Genomic DNA, 23,328 nt, shown 5'->3' with positions numbered 1-23,328 from the left:
CGACCTCCCCTTGACGTCGGTCACGCCGTCGCCCAACAGTCGCCAAGGGAGCGAGACATGGCATTTGACAAGCAGACGACGCTGGCCTCACCGACCGGGGCCACGCTCAATCTCTATGTGAAGCACGCGGGGGGCTCTCCACGCGCGGTAGTCCAGGTCAATCACGGCCTGGCCGAACGCGCCGCGCGCTATGCCCGCTTCGCCGATTACCTCAGCACCCGCGGCTTTCATGTCTACGTCCACGACCATCGCGGCCATGGCGCGACCAAGGCGCCCGATGCCCCGCTCGGCAGATTCGCCGGCACAAGCGGCCCGGCCAAGGTGATCTCCGATGTCGACGCAGTCCACGATTTGATTGCGAAGGAGCAGCCCGGCCTGCCGGTCATCCTGTTCGGCCATTCGATGGGTGCGTCGGTGGCGCTCAACTACCTGCTGGCGCACTCGCCGCGCGTCCACGCCGCGGCGATCTGGAACGGCAATTTCTCACAAGGCCTGCTTGGTCAGCTTGCACTCGCCATCCTCGCTTATGAGCGCTTCAGGCTCGGCTCCGATGTTCCCTCACGCGTCTTGCCCAAACTGACCTTCCAGGCCTGGGGCAAGGCGGTGCCCAACCACAAGACGCCGTTCGACTGGCTGTCGCGCGACGAGGCTGAAGTGGCCAAGTACATTGCCGACCCGCTGTGCGGCTGGGATGCCTCGATCTCGATGTGGCGCGATGTCGTGGAGATGGCGCAGAAAGGCGGCAAGGATGCGGGCTTTGCCGGCATCAGGCGCGACCTGCCCGTCAGCATCGTCGGCGGCGAGAAGGATCCGGCCTCCGACTATGGCAAAGGCATCGATCATCTCACCAAGCGGATGCGCGCGATGGGCTTTTCGAATCTGGTTTCAAAGGTTTACGCCGACACCCGCCACGAAAGCCTGAACGAGGTGAACCGCGACACCGTTATGGACGATTTCGCTGCCTGGGCCGATAGCGTGCTCAAAGAGTGACATCGCTGGCCTACCGCAAGGCCCGTGACAGCGGCATCCCGGGTTGATAGAGGCTGCGGTTCCGACCCGTTTTTGGTGATTTATGGCTGAACCTCCGCTGAAAGGCGTCCGCGTCGTCGAACTCGCCCGCATCCTGGCCGGCCCCTGGGCAGGACAATTGCTGGCCGATCTCGGCGCCGATGTCATCAAGGTCGAGAGCCCCGACGGCGGCGACGATACCCGCAAATGGGGTCCGCCCTTCGTCATGAGCCATGATGGCGAGAACCTGTCGGCCGCCTATTACCATTCCTGCAATCGCGGCAAGCGCTCCATCGCCGTCGATTTCTCGACGCCCGAAGGGGCCGAGACGGTGCGCCGGCTGGTTGCCACGGCCGACATTCTGATCGAGAACTTCAAGCTCGGCGGCCTCAAGAAATACGGGCTCGATTACGAGAGCCTGAAGGCGATCAATCCAAAGCTCGTCTACTGCTCGATCACCGGCTTCGGCCAGGATGGGCCTTACGCACCCCGCGCCGGCTATGATTTCATCATCCAGGCCATGGCCGGCATGATGTCGATCACCGGCGAGGTCGGGCGCGAGCCGCAAAAAGCCGGCGTCGCCATATCGGACATCTTCACCGGCCTCTATTCGGTGATCGCCATCCAGGCAGCGCTTCGCCATGCCGAAAAGACCGGCCAGGGACAGCATATCGACATGGCGCTGTTCGACACGCAGATTTCCGCACTCGGCAACCAGAACCTCAACTATCTCGTCTCCGGCAAGGCGCCGGTGCAGATGGGCAATGCGCATATGAACATTGCGCCCTATGAGGTTGTCCCGGTCAGGGACGGCCATATCATCCTGGCGGTCGGCAATGACGGCCAGTTCGCCAAATTCTGCGCCGCCGTCGGACTCGACCATCTCTCAGCGAATCCCGATTTCGCCACCAATCCGGCCCGCGTCGCCAACCGGGTGAAATTGCGCGAGCACATGATCGAGACGCTGAAGAACTGGGACCGAGACCCGTTGCTGGCCAAGCTCGAAGCGGCAAGCGTGCCGGCGAGCCCGATCAACAATATCGGCCAGATGTTTGCCGACCCGCAGACGATCGCACGCGGCATGCGCCTCGACCTCGACGATGGCCATGGCAATCGTCTGCCCTCGGTGCGCGCGCCGATGGTGATGTCCGGCACACCGCTGGTCTATGAACGCCCTTCGCCACGCCTTGGCGAACATACCGAAGAAATTCTTGCCGAACTGGAGAAGTCTGGACGATGAAGACCGGTGGACAACTGATTGTCGACGCACTCGAGGCGAACGGCACCGACCGCATCTTCTGCGTGCCCGGCGAATCCTATCTCGCGGTGCTCGACGCATTGCATGACTCGCCCATCCGCACCATTGTCTGCCGACAGGAAGGCGGCGCCGCCATGATGGCCGACTGCCAGGGGCGGCTGACCGGCCAGCCCGGCATCTGCTTCGTCACCCGCGGCCCCGGCGCCACCAATGCGTCGGCCGGCATTCACATTGCCATGCAGGATTCGATACCCGTCATCCTGTTCATCGGCCAGGTCGCCAGCCACGCCAAGGAGCGCGAGGCTTTCCAGGAGGTCAACTACAAGCGCTTCTTCGGCGACATCGCCAAATGGGTGGTGGAGATCGACGATGCCGCGCGCATCCCCGAACTCGTCACCCGCGCCTTTGCTGTCGCGACATCGGGCCGCCCCGGCCCCGTCGTCGTCTCGCTGCCGGAGGACATGCTGACCAGTCTTGTCGACGCGCCCGCGGCCTTGCCGCACACGCCGGTCGAAACCCGGCCCGGCGAAGCCGAACTCGATGCTTTGGAAAAGCTTCTGGCCAAAGCCAAGCGTCCCTTCGTCATCCTCGGCGGCACACGCTGGGACGAGGAAGCGGTGGCACGTATGCGCACCATTGCCGAGGCCTGGTCGCTGCCGGTCGGCTGCTCCTTCCGCCGCCAGATGCTGTTCGACCATCTGCACCCGAACTATGCCGGCGATGTCGGCATCGGCATCAACCCGACGCTGGCCACCGCCATCAAGCAGGCCGACCTGGTGCTGCTGATCGGCGGCCGCATGGGCGAGATGCCGTCCTCCGACTACACGTTGCTGAAAAGCCCCTATCCCGACCAGACGCTGGTCCATGTCCATGCCGATGCCGGCGAACTCGGCCGTGTCTACCGGCCGACCCTGGCGATCAACGCTGCGCCGTCAGCCTTCGTCGAAGCCTTCGCCAAGCGCAAGCCAGCCTCCGCGCCAGCCTGGGCGGATGAGACAGCGAAAGCACACGCTGCCTACCTCGACTGGTCGACGCCTCCTGAGACCGGCCCCGGCACGGTCCAGATGGGACCGATCATGAATTACCTGGAAAAGGTTCTGCCCGACGACGCCATTTTCACCAACGGCGCCGGCAATTACGCCACCTGGCTGCACCGCTTCCACCGCTTTCGCCGCTTCGCCACGCAGGGCGCGCCGACCTCCGGTTCGATGGGTTATGGCACGCCGGCCGCGGTTGCCGCCAAGGCGCTCCATCCCGACCGCACCGTGATCGCCTTTGCCGGCGACGGCTGCTTCCTGATGAACGGACAGGAATTCGCTACCGCCGTGCAATACGACCTGCCGATCATCGTTATCGTCGTGAACAACGGCATCTACGGCACCATCCGCATGCACCAGGAGCGCGACTATCCCGGCCGTGTCGTCGCCACCGATCTGAAGAACCCTGACTTTGCCGCTCTTGCCCGCGCCTATGGCGGCCACGGCGAGACGGTCGAGAACACGGCAGATTTTGCCCCTGCCTTCGAGCGTGCCCGCGCCAGCGGCAAGCCGGCGATCGTCGAAATCAGGCTCGACCCCGAGGCGATCACGCCGACGCGGACGATGACGCAGATCCGCGACAAGAGCTGAGAAGTTAGCAGGGAAAGCCGAGTTCCGTCACACCCCCCTCTGTCCTGCCGGACATCTCCCCCTCAAGGGGGAGATTGGATGTCATGTCGCCCTTCGCCAATCTGCAGCGTTGCAGACAGGGCGCTATGGTCAGAGCTGCTGATCTCCCCCCTTGAGGGGGAGATGTCCGGCAGGACAGAGGGGGGTGCTGTCCCGCCGACGCTGCCAAGACGATCGCCCCTTTCCTGATATCTACAAGCGAGCTATCAGACCGCTGCCAGCGCCTGCGTCAGGTCGGCGATAAGATCGTCCGGATGCTCGACGCCGATCGACAGCCTGACCGTGGTCTCCAGCACGCCAATGCGCTGGCGCACGTCGAAGGGAATGCCGGAGTGCGTCATCGCCGCCGGGTGGCTGGCGAGTGACTCCGTGCCGCCGAGGCTCACCGCCAGCTTGAATATTTGCAGCCCGTTGAGAAATGCGAAGGCCGCCTTCTCTCCGCCTTTGATATCGAAAGAAAATGTCGACCCGGCGCCGCTGCATTGCGCCTTGTAGGCCCGTCCCGCTGCCGTATCCTCGCCCAGGAACGGCAGGTAATGCACCTTCTCGACCTTGGCGTGATCGCGCAGGAATTCGGCCACGAGCCGCGCATTGTCGTTGGCGCGCTCCATGCGGATGGACAGCGTCTCCAGCGAGCGGCCGAGCATCCAGCAGGAATGCGGGTCGAGTTGCGTGCCGATGGCGCCGCGCAGCGCCTTGATCGGCTTGGTCACCGCCTTGCTGCCCATCGCCGCACCGGCGATCAGGTCGGAATGGCCGCCGACATATTTGGTCAGCGAATAGACGGAGACATCCGCGCCATGTTCGATCGGTCGCTGGAACACCGGGCCGAGCAGCGTGTTGTCGCAGACGATGATCGGCGTTGATCCTTGGCTTGCGCCGATCTCGTCGGCAAACTTCCGGATCAGTGCGATGTCGACCAGGCTGTTGGTCGGATTCGACGGCGTTTCGATGAGAATGACCGAGACACGCCCCTTCGCCACCGCTGCATCAGCAGCGGCCCGCACCGCCTTGTCGTCGACGCCGTCGGCGAAGCCGACAGCGCCGATGCCGAAGCCGGACAGCGTGCGCGTCAAAAGCGTCTCGGTGCCGCCGTAAAGCGGCTGCGAATGCAGGATGACATCGCCCGGCCGGGCATAGGCGAGCAGCGTCGTGGCGATCGCCGACATGCCCGACGAGAACAGGATGCAGGCGTCCGTTCCCTCATAGACCGCCAGCCGGTCCTCGACGATCTCCGAGTTGGGATGATTGAAGCGCGAATAGACCAGGCCGGACGCCGTGCCGCTCGGCGGCTCCTTGCGGCCGGATGTGTAGTCGAAGAAGTCGCGTCCCTCCTCCGCCGATTTGAACACGAAGGTCGAGGTCAGGAACACCGGCGGCTTGACGGCGCCTTCCGACAGTTGCGGATCGAAGCCATAGCTCAACATCAACGTTTCCGGATGGAGCTTGTGGTTGCCGATGTGGGTTTTCGACGGGCGCGGCGCGGTCATGGCTTTTCCTGCGTTCTGGAGGAGTCTCGTCCAGCAATTTATGCGATCCCGGTCCACCAGTCCTTGCTATTTTCGGCCTCGCATGGCTGCATCCCGGCAACAAATTGCCGAGCGAGAGCAAAAGTGCAACAGAAGATAGCCGACGATTTCGACCGCAAGATCCTGCGCGAGCTGCAGGCCGACGCCCGCATCACCAACAATGAGCTTGCGGAGCGCATCGGCCTGTCGCCGTCGCCATGTTTGAGGAGGGTACGCCGGCTGGAGGAGGCCGGCATTATCCGGGGCTATACCACGCTGGTCGACCCGGCCGCCTTCGGCTGGAACATGGTCGCCATCGCCACCGTCCGGCTCAGCCGCCAGAACGAGGACGAGATCGTCATGTTCGAAGACGCCATCCGCGGTTGGGAAGAGGTACTGGAATGCCACCTCGTCACCGGGTCACGCGATTATGTGTTGAAAGTGGTGACCGGCAGCCTCGAACAGTACGAGCGCTTCATCAAGGAAAAGATCGCGCGGCTGAAATGCGTCGCGTCGATCGAGACCAGCTTCGTCATGAACACCATAAAGGAACGGCGCCTCTGACATTTGGTCAAAGGCGCCGCTCTCGAGGTCGAAATTGCCTGGCCAGGCTTATTTGATCGCCTTGTCGGTGATGGCTGTGGTGTAGGCGCCGGTCGGCGCCTTGGTGATGATCTTCTGGTCGAGCAGCGCCTTGGCGGTGCGCTCGTAGGTCGCCGGGTCGAGCTTGCCGTCGGCATTGTCGATCAGCTTGGCGACTTCGCTCATCATCCGCTTCTGGTGGTTTTCGTCCTGGCCACCGCCGTCCATGACAATGCCCGCGGCCTCGTCATTGTTGTCGATGGCATATTTCCAGCCCTTCATCGAGGCGCGCACGAAACGCACCATCTTGTCTTCGAAAGCCGGATCCTTGAGCTTGTCTTCCGAGGCATAGAGCCCGTCCTCAAGCAGGTCGTTGCCCATCGCCGAGTAGTTGAACACGGTGAGCTGGTCCGGCTTGTAGCCGGCATCGATCAGCTGCCAGTACTCGTTGTAGGTCATGACCGAAATGCAATCCGCCTGCTTCTGGATCAGCGGCTGCACGTCGAAGCTCTGCTTCAAAACCGTGACGCCGTCCGGGCCGCCTTCGGTCTTCAGGCCGAGCTTGTTCATCCAGGCGTAGAATGGATATTCGTTACCGAAGAACCAGACGCCCAGCGTGTGACCCTTGAAATCGGCTTCGGTCTTGATCGGGCCGTCCTTCGGGCAGACCAGCTCCATACCGGCCTTCTTGAACGGCTGGGCGATGTTGACCAGCGGCACGCCCTTTTCGCGCGCGGCGAGCGCCCCGCCCATCCAGTCGACGATGACGTCGGCGCCACCGCCGGCGATCACCTGCTCGGGTGCGATATCGGGACCGCCCGGCTTGATGTCGACGTCGAGGCCTTCTGCTTCATAAAAACCCTTGGCCTTGGCGACATAGTAGCCGGCAAACTGCGCCTGCGTGACCCATTTCAGCTGCAAGGTCACCTTGTCGGCGGCCATTGCCTGGAACGCGGCCAGCGACATCGCGCCGGCCAGCATCGGAATGATCAGTCTTTTCATGTTTTTACCCTCTGAAGTTAACACCCGAACCCACCGCCCTATCCACCACGGACAGAGGGATGCCAAAACGTGACGGCTCTCTCGACGAGAGCGACCACGCCATAAAAGACCGAACCCGCCAGTGCTGCAACTGCGATTTCGGCCCAGACCATGTCGATGTTCATCCGCCCGACCTCGGTCGAGATGCGAAAGCCCATGCCGACCACAGGCGTGCCGAAGAACTCGGCGACGATGGCGCCGATCAGCGCCAGCGTCGAGTTGATCTTCAGCGCGTTGAAGATGAAGGGCGCTGCCGCCGGCAGCCGGAGCTTCAAGAGTGTTGGCCAGTAGCCCGACGCATAGGTGCGCATCAGGTCGCGCTCCATATGGCCGGAGGCGGCAAGACCGGCAACCGTGTTCACCAGCATTGGGAAGAAGGTCATGATGATGACGACCGCGGCCTTGGACGGCCAGTCGAAGCCGAACCACATCACCATGATTGGCGCCACACCGATGATCGGCAGCGCCGAGACCATATTGCCGATCGGCAGCAGACCGCGGCGCAGGAACGGCACGCGGTCGGCCGCAATCGCCACCAGGAAGCCGGCGCCGCTGCCGATGACATAACCGAAGATCACCGCCTTGAAGATGGTCTGCCTGATATCGGCGCCGAGCACCGGCAGGGAACTGGCGATGCGCACACCGATGGCGCTCGGCGGCGGCAAAAGGATGAAGGGAATGCCGGCGCCACGCGTCATCGCTTCCCATATGATCAGGATCCAGGCGCCGAAGATCGCCGGTATGATGAGGCGCAGCGCCATCCGCGCCCCTTTTGCCATCGGGCGAAGCCCCGACAGCACGGCGACGCAGCGCCATGCCAGCAGCCAGGCAGCGGCGAGCAGCAGGAAATACGGCGCCAATGCCATGCCTTCGAACCCTGTAATGCCCGAGATCAGCATCCAGGCGACAAGGTGAGCGCCGATAAACAGCACCGCAGCCTCGGCCACCGCCGAAATCCTGAGCATCGAGATCAGCCCCGCCAGCACGGCCAGGCCGATCATCGGGGTCTTTATACCGAAATAGGGGTAGTCGAAACTTGCCGTCGGGTCTGCAAGGGTGGCCGCTTCCGGCTTCGACATCGCGCCGAGCGACAGGGCTACAAGACACAGCGTAATGGCCAGCACCGCTTGCCAGGAGGGCTTCAGCCAGTTCATGCCGGCCTCCCGCCCATCGCGCGGTCAACGAGGCGCCCGGCTATGCCGACCACCATGACCAGAAGGGCCGCCACCACCGAGCCCGCCACAAGGGCGGACCAGATGTCGATGGACTGGCTGTAATAGGCGCCTGCCAAAAGCTTGGCGCCGATGCCGGCGACAGCACCGGTCGGCAGTTCGCCGACAATGGCGCCGACCAGGCTCGCCGCCACCGCCACCTTCATCGAGGTGAACAGGAACGGCACCGAGGCCGGCACCCGCAGCTTCCAGAAGGTCTGCGAGACACTGGCATTGTAGGTGTGCATCAGGTCGAGATGCATGAGTTCGGGCGAGCGCAGGCCCTTCACCATGCCCACCGTCACCGGGAAGAACGACAGGTAGGTCGAGATCATCGCCTTTGGGATCAGACCGCTGATGCCGATCGCCCCCAGCACGACGATGATCATCGGCGCCACCGCCAGAATGGGAATCGTCTGGGAGGCGATGATCCACGGCATCAGGCTGCGGTCGAGCGTCGCCACATGCACGATGCCAACCGCGATGACGATGCCGAGCGCCGTGCCGAAGGCAAAGCCGAGCAACGTCGACGACAGGGTCACCCAAGCATTGTAGACGAGGCTTCGGCTCGATGTGATGGGCCGCAGGAAGGTGTTCTCGAAGAAGTTCACCGCCACCTGATGCGGCGCCGGCAGCGTCGGCTTGGGCTGCGACAGCGTCTTGCCGATGAATTCGACGGTGTCGTGGGTTTCCCCGGCGCGCCGGTCGAGGTCGCGCTGGAAGGGCGCGTTTAGGATGACGGCGAAGACATACCAGAGCACCACCACGCCCAGGAGGATGGAGGTCACGGGGATGAGTTTTTCGCGGAAGGTGTCCATCTATCGCGCCTCGCCAGCGGGGCGCCCTCCTCTCCCCAACGGGGAGAGGGTGGCCGGAGCGAAGCGGAGGCCGACCACCTCCGCGTTCGTCATCCTAGGGCGGAGCGACGCGAAGCGTCGTGCAGACCCTAGGATCCATTCCGTGACGTTGGCCGAGGGGTATAAGCGGTTGAGAATGTTCGCCTTCGCGGGCGCAGCGGCGTGTGCACCGTTTTGCACCGTTGCGAACCGTATAGGTAACGGCATGGATCCTAGGGTCTGCGCCGCGTCGCTTCGCTCCTTGCTTCGCCCTAGGATGACGAAGGCGTGGCGGCGACGTCCGCACTCATTCGCTACCCCCTCAATCATCATAGCTGTGCCCTGCCCGCAAGCCATCGCGTACCCTGGCCGCGATCGCCAAAAATTCCGGCGTCTCGCGGATATCCAGTGGCCGCTCCTTTGGCAGCGTCGATTCGATGATGTCGGTAACCCGACCTGGGCGCGGCGACATGACGACGATGCGCGTCGACAGATACACCGCCTCGGGGATGGAATGGGTGACGAAGCAGATCGTCTTGTTGGTGCGCGCCCACAATTCCAGAAGCTGTTCATTGAGATGGTCGCGCACGATCTCGTCCAGCGCGCCGAAGGGCTCGTCCATCAGCAACAGGTCGGCGTCGAAGGCGAGCGCGCGGGCGATCGAAGCGCGCTGCTGCATGCCGCCGGAAAGCTGCCAAGGGTATTTCTTCTCGAAGCCGGAGAGGTTGACGAGCTCCATCGTGCGCTTGATGCGCTCGGCCTGCTCCGCTCTCGAAAGGCCGATGATCTCCAGCGGCAGCGCCACGTTACGCTCGATCGTGCGCCACGGGAAAAGGGCTGCCGCCTGGAAGACGTAGCCATAAGCGCGTTTCTCGCGCGCCTGTTCCGGCGTCATGCCGTTGACCGAGATCGTGCCCGATGTCGGTTTTTCCAGATCGGCGATGACGCGCAGCAAGGTGGTCTTGCCGCAGCCAGATGGGCCGATGAAGGAGACGAACTCGCCCTTGCCGATTGTCAGGTCGACTTTGGAGAGCGCCTCTACCGGACCGTCATTGGTCTGAAAGGTAAGGCCAAGTTTGCTTGCCGAGACGACGGCTGGCGATCGTCCCGTCATCGCTTGCTGCCTGCTTCTCGCAGCCGCCCAGGATGAAATGCCGTTGCATTCGCGTTGATGTTGCTTTCCACTCGTCCAATCCCACCCAATCGACGCCCGGAGCCTTGCCGATGTCGCCCAAACCCACTTGTCACCTTATCCGTCCTGAAAGCACTTATGAAGGCAAGCAGGGATTGACCTATTTTGCCGGCATTGCAGCCGAGACGGTCGGCTCGTCCGGCATCTGCATGCATCTGCTCACCCTGCCGCCTGGCGCCCGCGCCAAGGCGCATCTGCATGAAAGCCATGAGACGGCGATCTATGTGCTCTCGGGCGAGGTCCACACATGGTATGGCGACAGGCTCGAGAACCACATCGTCGTCAAGGCCGGCGACCTCTTCTACATCCCGGCCGGCGTACCGCATCTGCCGGCCAATCTGAGCAACGCCCCGTCCTCGGCCGTCATCGCCCGCACCGATCCCAATGAACAGGAAAGCGTCGTCCTGTTGCCGGAACTGGATGCGCTGGTGGCCTGACGCTGACGGGACTGCCGTCATTTGCACCGCGCCACTTCGCCCATGACATTGCCGTCGTCGTCGGCCACCGTCAGCTTCTTGGCGTTCTTGGCGCTGCGCTTGATGGTGAATTTGGTCGGCTCCTGTCCTTCTTCGCCTTCCGCCTCGCATGTTGCCGTCACCACCAGCGACCCATCAGCCTGCGCCTGCTTGTCCGTGAAGGTGCAGGCGCTGGCGGCGGTGACCAATGCCTCGTCGGTCAAAAGCAGCATCCGATCGGCGGCGACTTCCTGGCCATTGCGGTTGATGCAGCCATATTTGTCCCCATAGGGTTTCGTCAGGTCGATGCCTGCCGCAAGGGCCTGACCCGCAGCCAGAACGACTATCATCGCAACAGACGGCCCCAAACCGCGCGCGCTCATTCCCCCAGCTCCAACGTCACGAACACGGTTGCAACGGCCCCATTTCTTCAAGACCGGGAATGGTCACGAAGAACCCACCCTCGCCCTTGTTGGTGACCACAACGGTTTCAGCCGTCGTCCCCGCCTCGCCTTCGGCGGAACAGGTCGCATCAAGCGATTGCGTGCCCGGCGCCCACGTCAATTGCTGCGCGAACCGGCAGCCGCTGCCATAGGTCTCGATGCCTTCGGCGGTCAGCACGATATAATCGTCCCGGCCCTGAAAACCGGCCTTTGCAAAGACACAGCCGGCATCGTTGCCCCAGGAGCCGGCCAGCCTCTCGGCCCCTGTTGCCGGACCAGCGACCACCATCGCCACGACCAGTGAAATGAGCGCCCCCGGGCTCCGCAACGTCAAACGCCTGTCGCCGGAATGCCGGTGCGTTCCACCTTGCGCGGCGCGGTAATGTCCTTCCAGGTCGACAGAGCCCGGTTGACCGCCGCGTTCGGCTCGCGGGCGACGAATTCGCCATGGCCGGGCTTGGCCTTGACCTCCGCTTCCTCGACCGACAATTCGCCGCGCGAAAAGACGAAGCGCGGCAGGCCGGTCACCTCAAAACCTTCGAAGACGTTGTAGTCGATCACCGATTGCTGCTTCTTCGAGGTGATGGTCTTCTTGGCGCTGGGGTCCCACACCACGATGTCGGCGTCCGCGCCTTCGACGATGGCGCCCTTCCTAGGATACATGTTGAGGATCTTGGCGATGTTGGTCGAAGTCACCGCGACGAACTCGTTCATCGTCAGCCGCCCGGTGTTGACGCCCGTCGTCCACAGCACGGGCAAGCGGTCTTCAAGCCCGCCAGTGCCGTTCGGGATCTTGGTGAAATCGCCGAGGCCGTTGCGCTTCTGCTTGGTGGTGAAGGCGCAGTGGTCGGTCGCCACCACCTGCAGCGATCCCGCCTGCAGGCCGGCCCACAGCGAATCCTGGTGCAGCTTGTTGCGGAAGGGCGGACTCATGACGCGGCGCGCCGCATGGTCCCAATCCTTGTCGAAATACTCGCTTTCATCCAGCGTCAGATGCTGGATCAGCGGCTCGCCGAAAACCCGAATGCCCTTCTGGCGGGCGCGGCGGATGGCTTCGTGGCTCTGCTCGCAGGACACATGCACGACATAGAGCGGCACGCCGGCCATGTCGGCGATCATGATGGCGCGGTTGGTCGCCTCGCCCTCCACTTCCGGCGGCCGCGAATAGGCGTGTCCCTCGGGGCCATTATTGCCGGCGGCGAGCAGCTTTTGCGACAGCGCCGCAACCACGTCGCCATTCTCGGCATGAACAAGCGGCAGCGCGCCGAGATCGGCGCAGCGCTGGAACGACGCGTACATCTCGTCGTCGTCCACCATCAGCGCGCCCTTGTAGGCCATGAAATGCTTGAACGAGGTAATGCCTCTGTCGACGACGGTGGCCATCTCGTCGAACACCTGCTTGCCCCACCAGGTGATCGCCATGTGGAAGGAGTAGTCGCAGGCAGCCTTCGAGGTCTTGTTGTCCCACATCTGCAACGCTTCCAGCAGCGATTGCTGCGGCGCCGGCAGGCAGAAATCGACCACCATCGTGGTGCCACCGGAAAGGGCCGCACGCGTCCCGGACTCGAAATCGTCGGCCGAATAGGTGCCCATGAACGGCATTTCGAGATGGGTGTGCGGATCGATGCCGCCCGGCATGACGTAACAGCCGCTGGCGTCGAACTCATGGTCGCCATGCAGGTTCGAGCCGATGGCGACGATCTTGCCGTGCTGCATCAGCACATCCGCCTTCCAGGTTCGGTCGGCGGTGACGATGGTGCCGTTTCGGATAACTTTGGTCATTGTCGTGTTCCCTTGTTCTCTTCGCGCTTCTTGTGAGCGTCGTTTTGAATACAGATCTTAGTTCACGCCACGATCCCCGCTGTCTCTACCACCGCATGGAACAGCACGTTGGCGCCGGCGCCGGCCCATTCCTTGGTGATTTCCTCAGCCTCGTTGTGTGACAACCCGTCAACGCAGGGGCACATCACCATGGCGGTCGGCGCAACTCGGTTGATCCAGCAGGCGTCGTGGCCGGCGCCGGAGACGATGTTGCGGTGGGAATAGCCGAGCCGATCGGCGGCGTCGCGGATCGCCTTGACGCAGCCGGCATCGAAGGTGACCGGATCGAAAGCGCCGACCTGCTCGACCTTGTACTGGATGTCGAGCGCCTCACAGATCGTGTCGATGCCTTCGCGTATGCGCCCATCCATCGCGTCCAGCACTTCCTTCTCGGGCGAACGGATGTCGATGGTGAAGACGGTGCGCCCGGCGATGATGTTGCGCGAGTTCGGAAACACCTCCATGTGGCCGACCGCGCCGACGGCGTCGGGCTGGTAGTCCATGGCGATCTCGTGCACCAGTTCGACCACGCGCGCCATGCCTAGACCGGCATTACGGCGCTTGGGCATCGGGGTCGAGCCGGTATGCGCCTCCTTGCCGGTCAGCGTTACCTGCAGCCATTTCAGGCCCTGGCCGTGGGTGACGACGCCAATGTCGATGCCTTCGTCCTCGAGGATCGGCCCCTGCTCAATATGCAGTTCGAAGAAGGCGTGGATCTTGCGACCGCCGACCTTCTCGGTGCCTTTCCAGCCGATGCGCTCCAGCTCCTCGCCAAATTTCCTGCCCTGTTTATCAGTGTGCTGATACACGTCCGCCTGATCGAGCACACCGGCGAACACGCCGGACGCCATCATCGCCGGGGCAAAGCGCGAGCCTTCCTCATTGGTCCAGTTGGTAACGACGATCGGATGCCTGGTCTGGATGCCGAGATCGTTAAGCGAGCGGATGATCTCCAGCCCGCCGAGCACGCCGAGCACGCCGTCATATTTGCCGCCGGTCGGCTGCGTGTCGAGGTGGCTGCCGACATAAACCGGCGGCAGGCTGGGATCAGCGCCTTCCCGGCGGGCAAACATGGTGCCCATTTCGTCGAGCCCCATTTCGAGCCCGGCCGCCTCGCACCAGCGCTTGAACAGATGCCGTCCCTCGCCGTCCTCGTCGGTCACGGTCTGGCGATTGTTGCCGCCGGCAATACCGGGGCCGATCTTCGCCATCTCCATGATGGAATCCCACAAACGGTCTGAATTGATTCGCAGATTCTCGCCTGGGGCGGCCATGCTCTAAAACCTCATCGGTTGCGGGGCGGCGGCGTCCCCCTCCCCCTCGAGGGGAGGGTGGCCGCGAAGCGGTCGGGTGGGGTCGCCCGCGACGCGCGCGACCTTCTCTTTGACCACCTGCGCGACGTGCCAAGCGCTGTTTATGACATCGGGCTCGTCAACACGGAAGACTTCAAATCCGAGCGATCGCAGATAAGCATCGCGAACGGCATCGTGCCGCCTACCCCTGTCGTGTTCGTGCATGTCGCCATCGACCTCAACGATCAGCTTCACCGCCAAGCAGGCAAAATCCACGATGTACGGCCCAATCGGGCACTGACGGCGAAACTTGATGCCGGCTGATTTCAGGTCCCGCAGTTCATACCACAGCAGCGATTCTCCCTTGGTCGCGTGAACTCGAAGCGCTCGCGCCTTCTGGCGCATTTCGAAGCTCACGCGGGTACGGGGCATCAGGAGCGGCCTTGGAACAAAAGAGCAGGTCGGCGTCCGGTCGCACCGACCCCACCCGACCGCTTCGCGGCCACCCTCCCCTCGAGGGGGAGGGCTATCCGCGCCCGGTTTGTCAATCGATCGCCCTCAGCACTTCTCTGACATGGTCGATCAATTCGTTGATCTGGCCCTTGCTGATGATCAGTGGCGGCGACAGCGCGATGATGTCGCCGGTGGTGCGGATCAGCGCGCCGCGCTCGAACGCCTTGACGAAGGCCGAGAAGGCCCGCTTGGTCGGGCTGCCGGCGATCGGCGCCAGTTCGATCGCGCCGATCAGGCCGATATTCCTGATGTCGATGACATGCGGCTCGTCCTTCAGCGAATGCAGCGCATCTTCCCAGTAGGGCGCCAGTTCCTCGCCGCGGGTCAGCAGGCCCTCTTCCTTGTAGGTGTCGAGCGTGCCGAGTGCCGCGGCGCACGCAATCGGATTGCCCGAATAGGTGTAGCCGTGGAAGAACTCGATCATGTGCTCGGGGCCGGTCATGAAGGCGTCGTGGATTTCCTTCTTCACGAACACCGCGCCCATCGGGATGACGCCGTTGGAGACGCCCTTGGCGGTGGTCATGATGTCGGGCGTGACGCCGAAATAATCCGCTGCGAACGGCGCGCCGAGACGGCCGAAACCGGTGATGACCTCGTCGAAGATCAAGAGGATGCCGTGCTTGGTGCAGATTTCGCGCAGTTTCTGCAGATAGCCCTTCGGCGGCAGGATGACGCCGGTGGAGCCGGCGACCGGTTCGACGATGACGGCGGCGATGGTCGAGGCGTCATGCAGGGCAACGATGCGCTCCAGCTCGTTGGCGAGTTCCGCGCCATATTCCGGCACGCCCTTGGAGAAGGCGTTCTTTTCCGGCAGATGCGTGTGCGGCATGTGGTCGACGCCGCCGAGCAGCGTGCCGAACATCTTGCGGTTGGTGACGATGCCGCCGACCGAGATACCGCCGAAATTGACGCCGTGATAGCCGCGTTCGCGGCCGATCAGGCGGGTGCGCGCGCCCTCGCCCTTCACACGGTGATAGGCGATCGCCATCTTCAGCGCCGTTTCGACCGATTCCGAACCGGAATTGGTAAAGAAGACATGGTCCATGCCCTTGGGCGCGAGATCGACCAGGCGGTTGGCCAGCTCGAACACGATGGGGTGGCCCATCTGGAAGGCCGGCGCATAGTCGAGTTCGGCCGCCTGGTGCTGGATCGCCTCGGTGATCTTGGGACGGCAATGGCCGGCATTGACGCACCAGAGGCCGGCGGTGCCGTCGAGCACCTTGCGGCCGTCGCTGGTGGTGTAGTGCATGTCCTTGGCGGACACGAACATGCGCGGCGCCTGTTTGAACTGCCGGTTTGCCGTGAACGGCATCCAGAATGCGCTGAGATCGTTCGGCGTGACTTTCAGCCGGTTGGACATGACCAAGACTTCCCCTTGTAACCTGTTTCGGTGCGGCTAACGCTTGGTCTTTCCAAAGCTTGGTCTTTGCTGCGTTTTCATGCTACGCAAATTTTTGACCGATTGGACAAACGTTAGCACCGCCCTGTCGGCGGTCAAGGGATTACTAGCGGAAATGCGGCCTGCGAAGTGCGCTCCACGGGTAAGAGAAAAACTGGTCCAGAGAATTGGTCCAGATGAACCCTGCGGCCAAGGCTTGCAGGGGTGAGCGGCGCCATGGAAGGCTCAGCCCCTCGCCGCACCCGCATCCAGCAGGAAAAGCGCGAACTGATCCTGGAGGCAGCCCTCGAAGTCTTCTCCGCCAACGGCTTTCGCGGTTCGACCATCGACCAGATCGCCGAGGCCGCCGGGATGTCGAAGCCGAACCTGCTCTACTATTTCCGCCGCAAGGAAGACATCCACGAAACGCTGATGGAGCGGCTGCTGGCGACGTGGCTGGCGCCGCTACGTGAACTCGACGACATCGGCGACCCCCTGACCGAGCTCAGGAGCTACATCCGGCGCAAGCTCGAAATGGCGCGTGATTTTCCCAGGGAAAGCCGGCTGTTCGCCAACGAGATCCTGCAAGGCGCGCCGCGCATCATGCCGCTGCTGGCGGGTGAGCTGAAAACGCTGGTCGACGAGAAGGCCAACGTCATCAAGGGCTGGATGCGCGCAGGAAAAATCGCCCGCACCGATCCCTGGCACCTGATCTTTTCGATCTGGGCGACGACGCAGCACTATGCCGATTTCGATGTCCAGGTCCGCGCGGTGCTTGGGCCCGATCGCGGCGGCGACGGCCGCTTCGAGGATGCGGCGCGGTTTCTGGAGCAGTTGTTCATTGATGGGCTGAAGCCGAAGGGCTGACCTTGGGCGTCAGGCGCTGCGGCGCTCCGCCGGCATCGCCTCAAGCAAATTCTGCAGCTTCTCGATCGAATTCTGTTCGGCCAGCGGCGTGTAGACGATCAGCTTCATGTCCGAGCCGTCGTCGATCGACAGGCTCATATGCTCGAACGTCATGGCGCCGGCGCTCGGATGTCGGACATGTTTCACCCCCGACAATCGGCGTGCCACGTCGCGTTGCGGCCACCAGTCGCGAAACTCCGGACTTGAGCGCGTCATAAGCACGATCAGCCGCTCGAAATCCGCATCGCCCACATAGCGGGCGCTTTCCGCCCGGAACGAGGCCAGCACGGTGCGCGCCAATTGCTCCCAGTCAACCAGCAGGCGCCGGTGATGCGGATTGGTGAACACCATGTGGACGATGTTGCGGGCGTCGCCCTCTAGCAGGCCATAATCACCGAACACCGCTACCGCAGCCGGATTCCAGGCCAGCACATCCCAGCGCCGCCCGACGACATAGGCCGGCTGCAGCACCAGGCTCTCCAGCATATGCATTAGCGGGCCATCGACCTTTTCCGGCGCAGCCACGCGGTTCTCCGGTTGCTGGCGGCCTGCCAGGATGAACAGATGCCGCCTTTCAACGGCGTCGAGGCGCAGCGCTTCGCTGAGCGCCGCTAGCACCTCCACCGAGGGTCTGACCTCGCGCCCCTGCTCTAGCCATGTGTACCAGGTGGTGCCGACGCCGGCGATCATCGCCACTTCCTCGCGACGCAAGCCTGGCGTGCGTCTCCGCAGGCCGGTCGCGATGCCGGTGGCGGACGGCGTCAATCTTTCGCGGCGCGAGCGCAGGAAGGCGCCAAGCTCGCGCCGGCGGCTGTCTTCAGCGGAGTGCGTGGGGGCATCCATGAGAGCTATTATAGCAGTATTGATACCAGGATAAAGTTTGAACTGTTTGGGCTGGGTCAGGCGCCCCATCTTCCATCCAGAGAGATGGAGGCTCTGAATATGGATCTGAAAGACAAGACAATCCTCATCACCGGTTCGACCGACGGCGTCGGCCGTGTCGTCGCGCAAAGGCTGGGCGCCGGCGGCGCGCGCGTGCTGGTGCATGGCCGTGACGCGGCTCGCGGCAAGGCAACCGTCGCAGAAATCGAATCCGCCGGCGGCAAGGCCGAGTTCCTCGCCGCCAACCTCGCCTCGCTAGCCGAGGTCCGCCGCCTTGCCGAGGCCGTACGCGCAAAAACCGACCGGCTCGACATCCTCATCAACAATGCCGGCATCGGCACGGCCGGCGCCAAGCGACAGCTCAGCGCCGACGGCTTCGAACTGCGCTTTGCGGTCAACTATCTCGCCGGTTTCCTGCTGACCTCGGAACTGCTGCCGCTGCTCAAGGCGAGTTCGCCGGCGCGCATCATCAACGTCGCTTCGGCCGGCCAGCAGGCGATCGATTTCGGCGATGTCATGCTGACACGTTCCTATGACGGCGTGCGCGCCTATTGCCAGAGCAAGCTGGCGCAGATCCTGTTCACCATCGACCTGGCCGGAGAGTTGAAAGGCAGCGGCGTCACCGTCAACGCTCTGCATCCAGCGAGCTACATGAACACCACCATGGTCCGCCAAGCCGGCGTGACGCCATGGAGCTCGGTCGAGACCGGCGCCGACGCCATTCTCAACCTCGCGACATCGCCCGCCCTGGAGGGCCGCAGTGGCCTCTATTTCGATGGCCAAAAGGAATCCCGCGCCGAAGCACAAGCCTATGACGCCAAGGCCAGACAGCAATTGCGAACCCTGAGCCTCGACTTCGTCGGCCAGGCTTCCCCACAATCGAAGGAACAGCATTCATGACCGGCAAGATCGAACACACGGTCGTCGTCGGCGGCTCATCCGGCATCGGCCTGGCAACGGCGCGAAAACTGCTGGGCCCAGGCATGAAGGTGACCATCACCGGACGAAACCAGGACAAGCTCACCAGCGCCTGGAAGAGCCTCGGCGGCGCCGCCGAAAAAGCTGGCTTCGATGCTTCGAAGCCGGACGAAGTCCGCCAGTTCTTTGGGGAACTCGGACCGTTCGATCACCTCGTGCTGGCTGCCAGCGGCGGCAAGGGACTTGGGCGGTTCGAAACCCTCGACCTCGCAGACATCGCCGGCGGCGTCGACGAGAAAGTCAGGCCGCAGCTGTCCTGTTTGCAGGCAGCCTTACCGACGCTCAACAGATCGGGATCGGTCACTTTCATCTCGGCGGTGTCGGCACAATTGTCGGCGCCCGGCGTGGCTGGCATTGCCGCCGTCAACGGCATGCTGCTGACGGTGGTGCCGATCCTGGCGGTCGAACTGAAGCCTCTGCGCGTCAACGTCGTGGCGCCCGGCGTCATCGACACGCCATGGTGGGATTTTCTGGCCGAAGACCAGCGGCAGGCGGTGTTCAGCGAATATGCCGGCAAAACCCCGGTGGGCAGGATCGGCCGCGCCGAAGACGTCGCCGGCGCAATCGCCTTTCTCGTCTCCAACGGCTTCATGACCGGCCAGGTGCTGACCTGCGATGGCGGTTTGCGCTTCGCGGCGTGACCTACAGCGACTGTGCGATCAGCGTGAGAAAGCCTCCGGCCAGGGCGACGTTGCCGACGAAGCCGTTGATGCGCGAGGCCCGGTCCGGGCCCTGATGGTCCCAGAAATTGTGGAACATCGGCGTCGCGACAATGAGAAACAGCACCAGCACAGCACTGGCGATCGCGGTCCACAGGCCGGCCATCACCAGCGCGCCGGCAATGGTCTGCAGGACGATGCCGGCCCACAACGCCAATCTCGCCTGCGGCACGTCGCGCGCGGCCATCAGCCCGGTCAGGAACGCCTCGTTTTGAACATTGCGCAGTCCCGCGACAACGAAGGCGCCGCCAAGCAACAGGCGGCCGAGAAACAACAGGGTCGAAGGCAAATCGACAGGCATGAAATCTTCCCCGTACTTAAGCATGAAACAGGTGGAGCGCCGCCCTTTCCACGGCGCTCCATGACTAACCGGACGGTCAGGCTGCTTTGGCAGCCGGCATCGGGTGAATGGCGTGGAACGGGATGCAGAGCCGGTTCCAGGTGTTGATCATGCCGATCGCGACCGACAGCTTGACCAGTTCCTCTTCCGAGAAGTGCTCTAGCGTGCGGGCATAGAGTTCGTCGGAAACGCCATTGTTGGCGATCAGGGTCGTTGCCTCGGTCCAAGCAAGCGCCGCGCGTTCGCGCTCGGAAAACAGCGGCGATTCCTTCCAGGCCGAAACCAGATAGAGCCGTGTCTCGGTTTCGCCATCGCGCCTCGCCTCGCGGCTATGCATCTCGACGCAGTAGGAGCAGCCATTGATCTGCGAGGCGCGGAGCTTGATCAAATGCAGCAGGCTCACTTCAAGCCCGCATTCGTCGACCGCCTTGTTAAGCGCCGACACGGCTTTCATGATCTCAGGCGCCTTGGCGAAGAATTGCAGTCTCTGTTTCATCGTCTTTCCTTTCACATCTGTTTGGCGGGGGATTAAATCTGTTTGGTCGAAGCGGGTTTCTGCGGCCGCTGATGGCGCGCCACAAAGGCACAGCTGGCGGCAAACGATCGCGGATCGCCTTCGGCCTTGTAGTCAGCCACGATGTCGGACAACCGGGTTTCCGCGAGAGCGGCACGATAGGCACGCTCGGCTTTCAGCATCGCGGCATTGATGCCGCACGGCTTCACATAGGCCGAAGCATCGATCTTGACCGGGCCGCGCTGGCGGATCTCGCCGCAGCGGAAGGCCGGCTCGCGACCCTCGACCGCAAGCACGATATCGAGCAGCGTGATGCGCTCGGCCGGACGCGCCAGCCGGTAGCCGCCCGCCGGTCCCGGCACCGATTCCAGGATGCGCGCAGCCGTCAGCTGGTTCAGATGTTTCAGCAGATAGCTCGGCGACAGGCCGAAGGACTCTGCCAAGGCAGCACCCGGCATCGTGCTGTTGCCCTCCACGCTGGCCAGTGTGGCCGCGCAATGGATGGCCGCTTCTACACCCTCGCCCAGTTTCACGATGTTGCGCTCCTATTCATGGATATATTTTATCCTAGATAGATTTTATCTGCAATAGTAAAATGAAAAACGGCGCTCGAAAGCGCCGCTTTTTTCTTCGACCCGTTCCCTACTCTGCGGCCACCTTGGCCATCGGGTTGTTCGGGTGCGTCGTCCAGTTGGCATAGACCGGCGACACCGGCTTGCCGGTGCGCTGGTCCATGACGCCGGCGGCCAGCGGCTCCATGGTGATGCAGTTCTCGACCGGGCAGACATTGACGCACAGATTGCAGCCGACGCACTCGGCCTCGATCACCTCGAAATGCCTGACGCCGTCGACCATGTTGGTGATTGCCTGGTGCGAAGTGTCCTCGCAGGCGATGTGGCAGCGGCCGCATTTGATGCAGGCGTCCTGGTCGATATGCGCCTTGGCGATGTAATTGAGGTTGAGATACTGCCAGTCGGTGACGTTGGGCGTGGCGCGGCCGACAATGTCGTTGAGCGAGGCGTGGCCTTTCTCGTCCATCCAGTTTTCGAGACCGGCGATCATCTCCTGCACGATCTTGAAGCCGTAAGTCATCGCCGCCGTGCACACCTGCACATTGCCGGCGCCGAGCGCCATGAATTCAGCCGCATCGCGCCAGGTGGTGATGCCGCCAATGCCGGAGATCGGCAGGCCGCGCGTTTCCGGATCGCGGGCGATCTCGGCCACCATGTTCATGGCGATCGGCTTCACCGCCGGGCCGCAATAGCCGCCATGCGAGCCCTTGCCGTCGATGGTCGGCTGCGGCGCGAAACTGTCGAGGTCGACGCCGGTGATCGAGTTGATGGTGTTGATCAGCGACACCGCGTCGGTTCCGCCGGAGAGTGCGGCGCGCGCCGGCTTGCGCACATCGGTGATATTCGGCGTCAGCTTGGTGATGACAGGCATGCGGGTGTTGGCCTTGCACCAGCGCACTACCATTTCGATGTATTCAGGCACCTGGCCGACAGCCGCGCCCATGCCGCGTTCCGACATGCCGTGCGGGCAGCCGAAATTGAGCTCGATGCCGTCGGCTTCGGTCTCCTCGACCACCGGCAGGATCGCCTTCCAGCTTTCCTCGACGCATGGCACCATCAGTGAGACGACGATGGCGCGGTCGGGCCAGTCCTTCTTGACCTGCTTTATCTCGCGCAGATTGACCTGCAAATCGCGGTCGGTGATCAGCTCGATATTGTTGAGGCCGAGCAGGCGCCGGTCCGCCCCCCAGATCGCGCCATAACGCGGGCCGTTGACGTTGACCACCGGCGGACCTTCTTCGCCCAGCGTCTTCCACACGACGCCGCCCCAGCCCGCCTTGAAGGCGCGGATGACGTTGTAGGCCTTGTCGGTCGGCGGCGCCGAAGCCAGCCAGAACGGATTGGGCGATTTGATGCCGACGAAATTGTTTCGAATGTCTGCCATGGGTCTTTCTCCTCTGGCCGTGGCGGGCTTACCGCCACCTCAAAGCGTTGCCTGCGATCATTCCTCGCATCGAAGAAAAACCGATGGCGGTTCGCCTTCGACCGTTACCGTGATCTGGTCCGGATCGCCCTTGCGCGCCTCCAACCCGACCATTCTTTCGTCCATGCGCACGGTCTCGTCCCCGTTGAGATAGACGCTGGCGCATGAAATCTTTGTCTCAACATGATCGCCGCTTGGCGGCCCGGATGTCCATTGGCAGATCGTGTGCTCGCTGAAGCCGACACCGGATGCCTCGACGGACATCCGCTCTTCACCCTTCGCGTCACACCATTGCGTATAGAGCCAATAGTCCGGTGAAGCCGCCGGCATTGCCGCGGTGCCGATGACGGCAGCGAGGATCGGCGCGATCATCGCAGTGCCCGGTTGAACAAGCGGGTCGGCTTTACCGAGGCCAACCAGAACGGATTGGGCGATTTGATGCCGACGAAATTGTTGCGGATGTCGGTCATAACTCTCTCCGCTAGCTACAGATCACAACAAGAGTCATCTGAACTGCTACAGGCTCACTCGAAACGTTTCGGACGACGACCTGCCACACATGGTCGCTAAACGGATAACTTGCCGATACAACCAACGCAGTAGGGTTGGCCGGCGGGATATCAAGCGCGTAACCTCCAGAGATGAGCTCCTCGTTCCCGCACCCAAGCATAGGAGAGAACGCCTCCCCTGCGCGAACGTCCGGTTGATCAAAATATCTGGTCACACGATGAGCCGCCGAGGCGTTGGCAGAAAACAGCAACAGGCTCGTGCTTAAAGCTCCAACGAACT

Annotated in this window: 26 protein-coding genes; 8 read left to right on the top strand and 18 right to left on the bottom strand. The window is 62.9% G+C overall.

All coding sequences use genetic code 11. The features are described from left to right. Nucleotides 1-57 precede the first annotated feature (57 nt). From NLY42_RS17190 to NLY42_RS17180, 3 genes are all read left to right on the top strand, one after another. A complete protein-coding gene (locus tag NLY42_RS17190; RefSeq protein WP_023753549.1) occupies nt 58-990 on the top strand; it encodes an alpha/beta fold hydrolase in 933 nt (310 codons plus the stop codon). A gap of 82 nt (nt 991-1,072) precedes the next feature. Beyond that, nucleotides 1,073-2,248: a CaiB/BaiF CoA transferase family protein gene (locus NLY42_RS17185; protein WP_023668227.1), complete on the top strand. Its 1,176-nt coding sequence runs from the start codon at nt 1,073-1,075 to the stop codon at nt 2,246-2,248. Then, a complete protein-coding gene (locus tag NLY42_RS17180) occupies nt 2,245-3,894 on the top strand; it encodes a thiamine pyrophosphate-binding protein (RefSeq protein WP_023735984.1) in 1,650 nt (549 codons plus the stop codon). Before NLY42_RS17185 ends, NLY42_RS17180 begins: the two co-directional genes overlap by 4 nt. 245 nt (nt 3,895-4,139) lie before the next feature. Here the strand turns inward: NLY42_RS17180 and NLY42_RS17175 are convergent, their stop codons facing one another. After that, complete coding sequence (locus NLY42_RS17175; protein WP_023668225.1) at nt 4,140-5,423, bottom strand: cystathionine gamma-synthase family protein; 1,284 nt, start codon at nt 5,421-5,423, stop codon at nt 4,140-4,142. 123 nt (nt 5,424-5,546) lie between these two features. Between NLY42_RS17175 and NLY42_RS17170 the strand changes: the two genes are divergently transcribed. Next, the gene (locus NLY42_RS17170; protein WP_023682177.1) at nt 5,547-6,005 is read left to right on the top strand and encodes an Lrp/AsnC family transcriptional regulator; all 459 of its coding nucleotides are present in this window, start codon (nt 5,547-5,549) and stop codon (nt 6,003-6,005) included. A 48-nt stretch (nt 6,006-6,053) separates the two neighbouring features. Here the strand turns inward: NLY42_RS17170 and NLY42_RS17165 are convergent, their stop codons facing one another. The 4 genes from NLY42_RS17165 to NLY42_RS17150 all read right to left on the bottom strand — a co-directional run bounded on the left by NLY42_RS17165 (nt 6,054) and on the right by NLY42_RS17150 (nt 10,225). Then, nucleotides 6,054-7,025 (bottom strand): ABC transporter substrate-binding protein, encoded by a 972-nt coding sequence (locus tag NLY42_RS17165; protein ID WP_023682178.1) that lies wholly within the window; start codon nt 7,023-7,025, stop codon nt 6,054-6,056. Nucleotides 7,026-7,063: 38 nt separating this feature from the next. Then, the gene (locus tag NLY42_RS17160) at nt 7,064-8,218 is read right to left on the bottom strand and encodes an ABC transporter permease (protein ID WP_023753550.1); all 1,155 of its coding nucleotides are present in this window, start codon (nt 8,216-8,218) and stop codon (nt 7,064-7,066) included. Next, nucleotides 8,215-9,093: an ABC transporter permease gene (locus NLY42_RS17155; RefSeq protein WP_023668221.1), complete on the bottom strand. Its 879-nt coding sequence runs from the start codon at nt 9,091-9,093 to the stop codon at nt 8,215-8,217. The genes NLY42_RS17160 and NLY42_RS17155 overlap by 4 nt, the downstream gene beginning before the upstream one ends. A 340-nt stretch (nt 9,094-9,433) precedes the next feature. Beyond that, nucleotides 9,434-10,225 (bottom strand): ABC transporter ATP-binding protein, encoded by a 792-nt coding sequence (locus NLY42_RS17150; RefSeq protein WP_023668219.1) that lies wholly within the window; start codon nt 10,223-10,225, stop codon nt 9,434-9,436. A 110-nt stretch (nt 10,226-10,335) separates the two neighbouring features. Between NLY42_RS17150 and NLY42_RS17145 the strand changes: the two genes are divergently transcribed. Continuing rightward, nucleotides 10,336-10,740 (top strand): cupin domain-containing protein, encoded by a 405-nt coding sequence (locus tag NLY42_RS17145; protein ID WP_031193071.1) that lies wholly within the window; start codon nt 10,336-10,338, stop codon nt 10,738-10,740. 17 nt (nt 10,741-10,757) lie between these two features. Here NLY42_RS17145 and NLY42_RS17140 read toward each other — a convergent pair whose 3' ends face one another. The 6 genes from NLY42_RS17140 to aptA all read right to left on the bottom strand — a co-directional run bounded on the left by NLY42_RS17140 (nt 10,758) and on the right by aptA (nt 16,187). Then, nucleotides 10,758-11,141 (bottom strand): hypothetical protein, encoded by a 384-nt coding sequence (locus tag NLY42_RS17140; protein ID WP_023729378.1) that lies wholly within the window; start codon nt 11,139-11,141, stop codon nt 10,758-10,760. 16 nt (nt 11,142-11,157) lie between these two features. Beyond that, a complete protein-coding gene (locus tag NLY42_RS17135) occupies nt 11,158-11,535 on the bottom strand; it encodes a hypothetical protein (protein ID WP_023668216.1) in 378 nt (125 codons plus the stop codon). After that, the gene (gene hydA, locus NLY42_RS17130) at nt 11,532-12,983 is read right to left on the bottom strand and encodes a dihydropyrimidinase (RefSeq protein WP_023668215.1); all 1,452 of its coding nucleotides are present in this window, start codon (nt 12,981-12,983) and stop codon (nt 11,532-11,534) included. The genes NLY42_RS17135 and hydA overlap by 4 nt, the downstream gene beginning before the upstream one ends. 62 nt (nt 12,984-13,045) lie before the next feature. After that, nucleotides 13,046-14,296: a Zn-dependent hydrolase gene (locus NLY42_RS17125; protein WP_023756377.1), complete on the bottom strand. Its 1,251-nt coding sequence runs from the start codon at nt 14,294-14,296 to the stop codon at nt 13,046-13,048. A 3-nt stretch (nt 14,297-14,299) separates the two neighbouring features. Beyond that, nucleotides 14,300-14,719, bottom strand: coding sequence for an endonuclease domain-containing protein (locus NLY42_RS17120; RefSeq protein WP_245260016.1), 420 nt, complete (start codon nt 14,717-14,719; stop codon nt 14,300-14,302). A 139-nt stretch (nt 14,720-14,858) separates the two neighbouring features. Next, on the bottom strand, nt 14,859-16,187 hold the full coding sequence (aptA, locus tag NLY42_RS17115; protein ID WP_023668212.1) for an omega-aminotransferase AptA: 1,329 nt from the start codon (nt 16,185-16,187) through the stop codon (nt 14,859-14,861). Between the two features lie 255 nt (nt 16,188-16,442). Here aptA and NLY42_RS17110 point away from each other — a divergent pair, with 255 nt between their 5' ends. After that, nucleotides 16,443-17,072, top strand: a complete 630-nt coding sequence (locus NLY42_RS17110; RefSeq protein ID WP_023668211.1) for a TetR family transcriptional regulator C-terminal domain-containing protein — start codon at nt 16,443-16,445, stop codon at nt 17,070-17,072. Between the two features lie 9 nt (nt 17,073-17,081). On the opposite strand, the gene NLY42_RS17105 is transcribed toward NLY42_RS17110, so the two are convergent. Then, nucleotides 17,082-17,954 carry a helix-turn-helix transcriptional regulator gene (locus NLY42_RS17105; RefSeq protein WP_023697054.1) on the bottom strand — a complete coding sequence of 291 codons (873 nt, stop codon included), beginning with the start codon at nt 17,952-17,954 and terminating at the stop codon, nt 17,082-17,084. A gap of 99 nt (nt 17,955-18,053) precedes the next feature. On the opposite strand from NLY42_RS17105, the gene NLY42_RS17100 reads away from it, so the two are divergent. Both NLY42_RS17100 and NLY42_RS17095 read left to right on the top strand, forming a co-directional pair. Continuing rightward, entirely contained in the window at nt 18,054-18,893 is an 840-nt protein-coding gene (locus NLY42_RS17100; protein WP_023753553.1) for an SDR family oxidoreductase, read from the top strand. Continuing rightward, nucleotides 18,890-19,612, top strand: coding sequence for an SDR family oxidoreductase (locus tag NLY42_RS17095; protein ID WP_023753554.1), 723 nt, complete (start codon nt 18,890-18,892; stop codon nt 19,610-19,612). Before NLY42_RS17100 ends, NLY42_RS17095 begins: the two co-directional genes overlap by 4 nt. A 1-nt stretch (nt 19,613) precedes the next feature. Here NLY42_RS17095 and NLY42_RS17090 read toward each other — a convergent pair whose 3' ends face one another. The 6 genes from NLY42_RS17090 to NLY42_RS32015 form a co-directional block, all read right to left on the bottom strand. After that, nucleotides 19,614-19,991 carry a DoxX family protein gene (locus NLY42_RS17090; protein WP_023753555.1) on the bottom strand — a complete coding sequence of 126 codons (378 nt, stop codon included), beginning with the start codon at nt 19,989-19,991 and terminating at the stop codon, nt 19,614-19,616. 76 nt (nt 19,992-20,067) lie between these two features. Continuing rightward, the gene (locus tag NLY42_RS17085) at nt 20,068-20,526 is read right to left on the bottom strand and encodes a carboxymuconolactone decarboxylase family protein (protein WP_023668206.1); all 459 of its coding nucleotides are present in this window, start codon (nt 20,524-20,526) and stop codon (nt 20,068-20,070) included. A gap of 32 nt (nt 20,527-20,558) precedes the next feature. Further along, nucleotides 20,559-21,077 carry an RrF2 family transcriptional regulator gene (locus NLY42_RS17080; RefSeq protein WP_023697058.1) on the bottom strand — a complete coding sequence of 173 codons (519 nt, stop codon included), beginning with the start codon at nt 21,075-21,077 and terminating at the stop codon, nt 20,559-20,561. Between the two features lie 109 nt (nt 21,078-21,186). Next, on the bottom strand, nt 21,187-22,500 hold the full coding sequence (preA, locus tag NLY42_RS17075; protein ID WP_023699020.1) for an NAD-dependent dihydropyrimidine dehydrogenase subunit PreA: 1,314 nt from the start codon (nt 22,498-22,500) through the stop codon (nt 21,187-21,189). Nucleotides 22,501-22,557: 57 nt separating this feature from the next. Continuing rightward, nucleotides 22,558-22,911, bottom strand: coding sequence for a hypothetical protein (locus tag NLY42_RS17070; RefSeq protein WP_023753556.1), 354 nt, complete (start codon nt 22,909-22,911; stop codon nt 22,558-22,560). 109 nt (nt 22,912-23,020) lie between these two features. Continuing rightward, the gene (locus tag NLY42_RS32015; protein ID WP_502882209.1) at nt 23,021-23,209 is read right to left on the bottom strand and encodes a hypothetical protein; all 189 of its coding nucleotides are present in this window, start codon (nt 23,207-23,209) and stop codon (nt 23,021-23,023) included. Nucleotides 23,210-23,328: the final 119 nt, after the last annotated feature.

Source organism: Mesorhizobium sp. C372A (assembly GCF_030323245.1).
GTDB lineage: Bacteria > Pseudomonadota > Alphaproteobacteria > Rhizobiales > Rhizobiaceae > Mesorhizobium.
Note: the sequence above shows the minus strand (reverse complement) of the source record. Positions and strands in the feature narration are given on the sequence as shown.

Coding starts and splice junctions, on each gene's coding strand:
- NLY42_RS17175 (WP_023668225.1), bottom strand. CDS start 5,423: ATGACCGCGCCGCGCCCGTCGAAAACCCACATCGGCAACCACAAGCTC.
- hydA (WP_023668215.1), bottom strand. CDS start 12,983: ATGACCAAAGTTATCCGAAACGGCACCATCGTCACCGCCGACCGAACC.
- NLY42_RS32015 (WP_502882209.1), bottom strand. CDS start 23,209: ATGCTTGGGTGCGGGAACGAGGAGCTCATCTCTGGAGGTTACGCGCTT.
- NLY42_RS17120 (WP_245260016.1), bottom strand. CDS start 14,719: ATGCGCCAGAAGGCGCGAGCGCTTCGAGTTCACGCGACCAAGGGAGAA.
- NLY42_RS17160 (WP_023753550.1), bottom strand. CDS start 8,218: ATGAACTGGCTGAAGCCCTCCTGGCAAGCGGTGCTGGCCATTACGCTG.
- NLY42_RS17095 (WP_023753554.1), top strand. CDS start 18,890: ATGACCGGCAAGATCGAACACACGGTCGTCGTCGGCGGCTCATCCGGC.
- NLY42_RS17100 (WP_023753553.1), top strand. CDS start 18,054: ATGGATCTGAAAGACAAGACAATCCTCATCACCGGTTCGACCGACGGC.
- NLY42_RS17185 (WP_023668227.1), top strand. CDS start 1,073: ATGGCTGAACCTCCGCTGAAAGGCGTCCGCGTCGTCGAACTCGCCCGC.
- aptA (WP_023668212.1), bottom strand. CDS start 16,187: ATGTCCAACCGGCTGAAAGTCACGCCGAACGATCTCAGCGCATTCTGG.
- NLY42_RS17085 (WP_023668206.1), bottom strand. CDS start 20,526: ATGAAACAGAGACTGCAATTCTTCGCCAAGGCGCCTGAGATCATGAAA.
- NLY42_RS17140 (WP_023729378.1), bottom strand. CDS start 11,141: ATGAGCGCGCGCGGTTTGGGGCCGTCTGTTGCGATGATAGTCGTTCTG.
- NLY42_RS17145 (WP_031193071.1), top strand. CDS start 10,336: ATGTCGCCCAAACCCACTTGTCACCTTATCCGTCCTGAAAGCACTTAT.
- NLY42_RS17165 (WP_023682178.1), bottom strand. CDS start 7,025: ATGAAAAGACTGATCATTCCGATGCTGGCCGGCGCGATGTCGCTGGCC.
- NLY42_RS17180 (WP_023735984.1), top strand. CDS start 2,245: ATGAAGACCGGTGGACAACTGATTGTCGACGCACTCGAGGCGAACGGC.
- NLY42_RS17150 (WP_023668219.1), bottom strand. CDS start 10,225: ATGACGGGACGATCGCCAGCCGTCGTCTCGGCAAGCAAACTTGGCCTT.
- NLY42_RS17090 (WP_023753555.1), bottom strand. CDS start 19,991: ATGCCTGTCGATTTGCCTTCGACCCTGTTGTTTCTCGGCCGCCTGTTG.
- NLY42_RS17190 (WP_023753549.1), top strand. CDS start 58: ATGGCATTTGACAAGCAGACGACGCTGGCCTCACCGACCGGGGCCACG.
- NLY42_RS17125 (WP_023756377.1), bottom strand. CDS start 14,296: ATGGCCGCCCCAGGCGAGAATCTGCGAATCAATTCAGACCGTTTGTGG.
- preA (WP_023699020.1), bottom strand. CDS start 22,500: ATGGCAGACATTCGAAACAATTTCGTCGGCATCAAATCGCCCAATCCG.
- NLY42_RS17110 (WP_023668211.1), top strand. CDS start 16,443: ATGGAAGGCTCAGCCCCTCGCCGCACCCGCATCCAGCAGGAAAAGCGC.
- NLY42_RS17105 (WP_023697054.1), bottom strand. CDS start 17,954: ATGGATGCCCCCACGCACTCCGCTGAAGACAGCCGCCGGCGCGAGCTT.
- NLY42_RS17070 (WP_023753556.1), bottom strand. CDS start 22,911: ATGATCGCGCCGATCCTCGCTGCCGTCATCGGCACCGCGGCAATGCCG.
- NLY42_RS17155 (WP_023668221.1), bottom strand. CDS start 9,093: ATGGACACCTTCCGCGAAAAACTCATCCCCGTGACCTCCATCCTCCTG.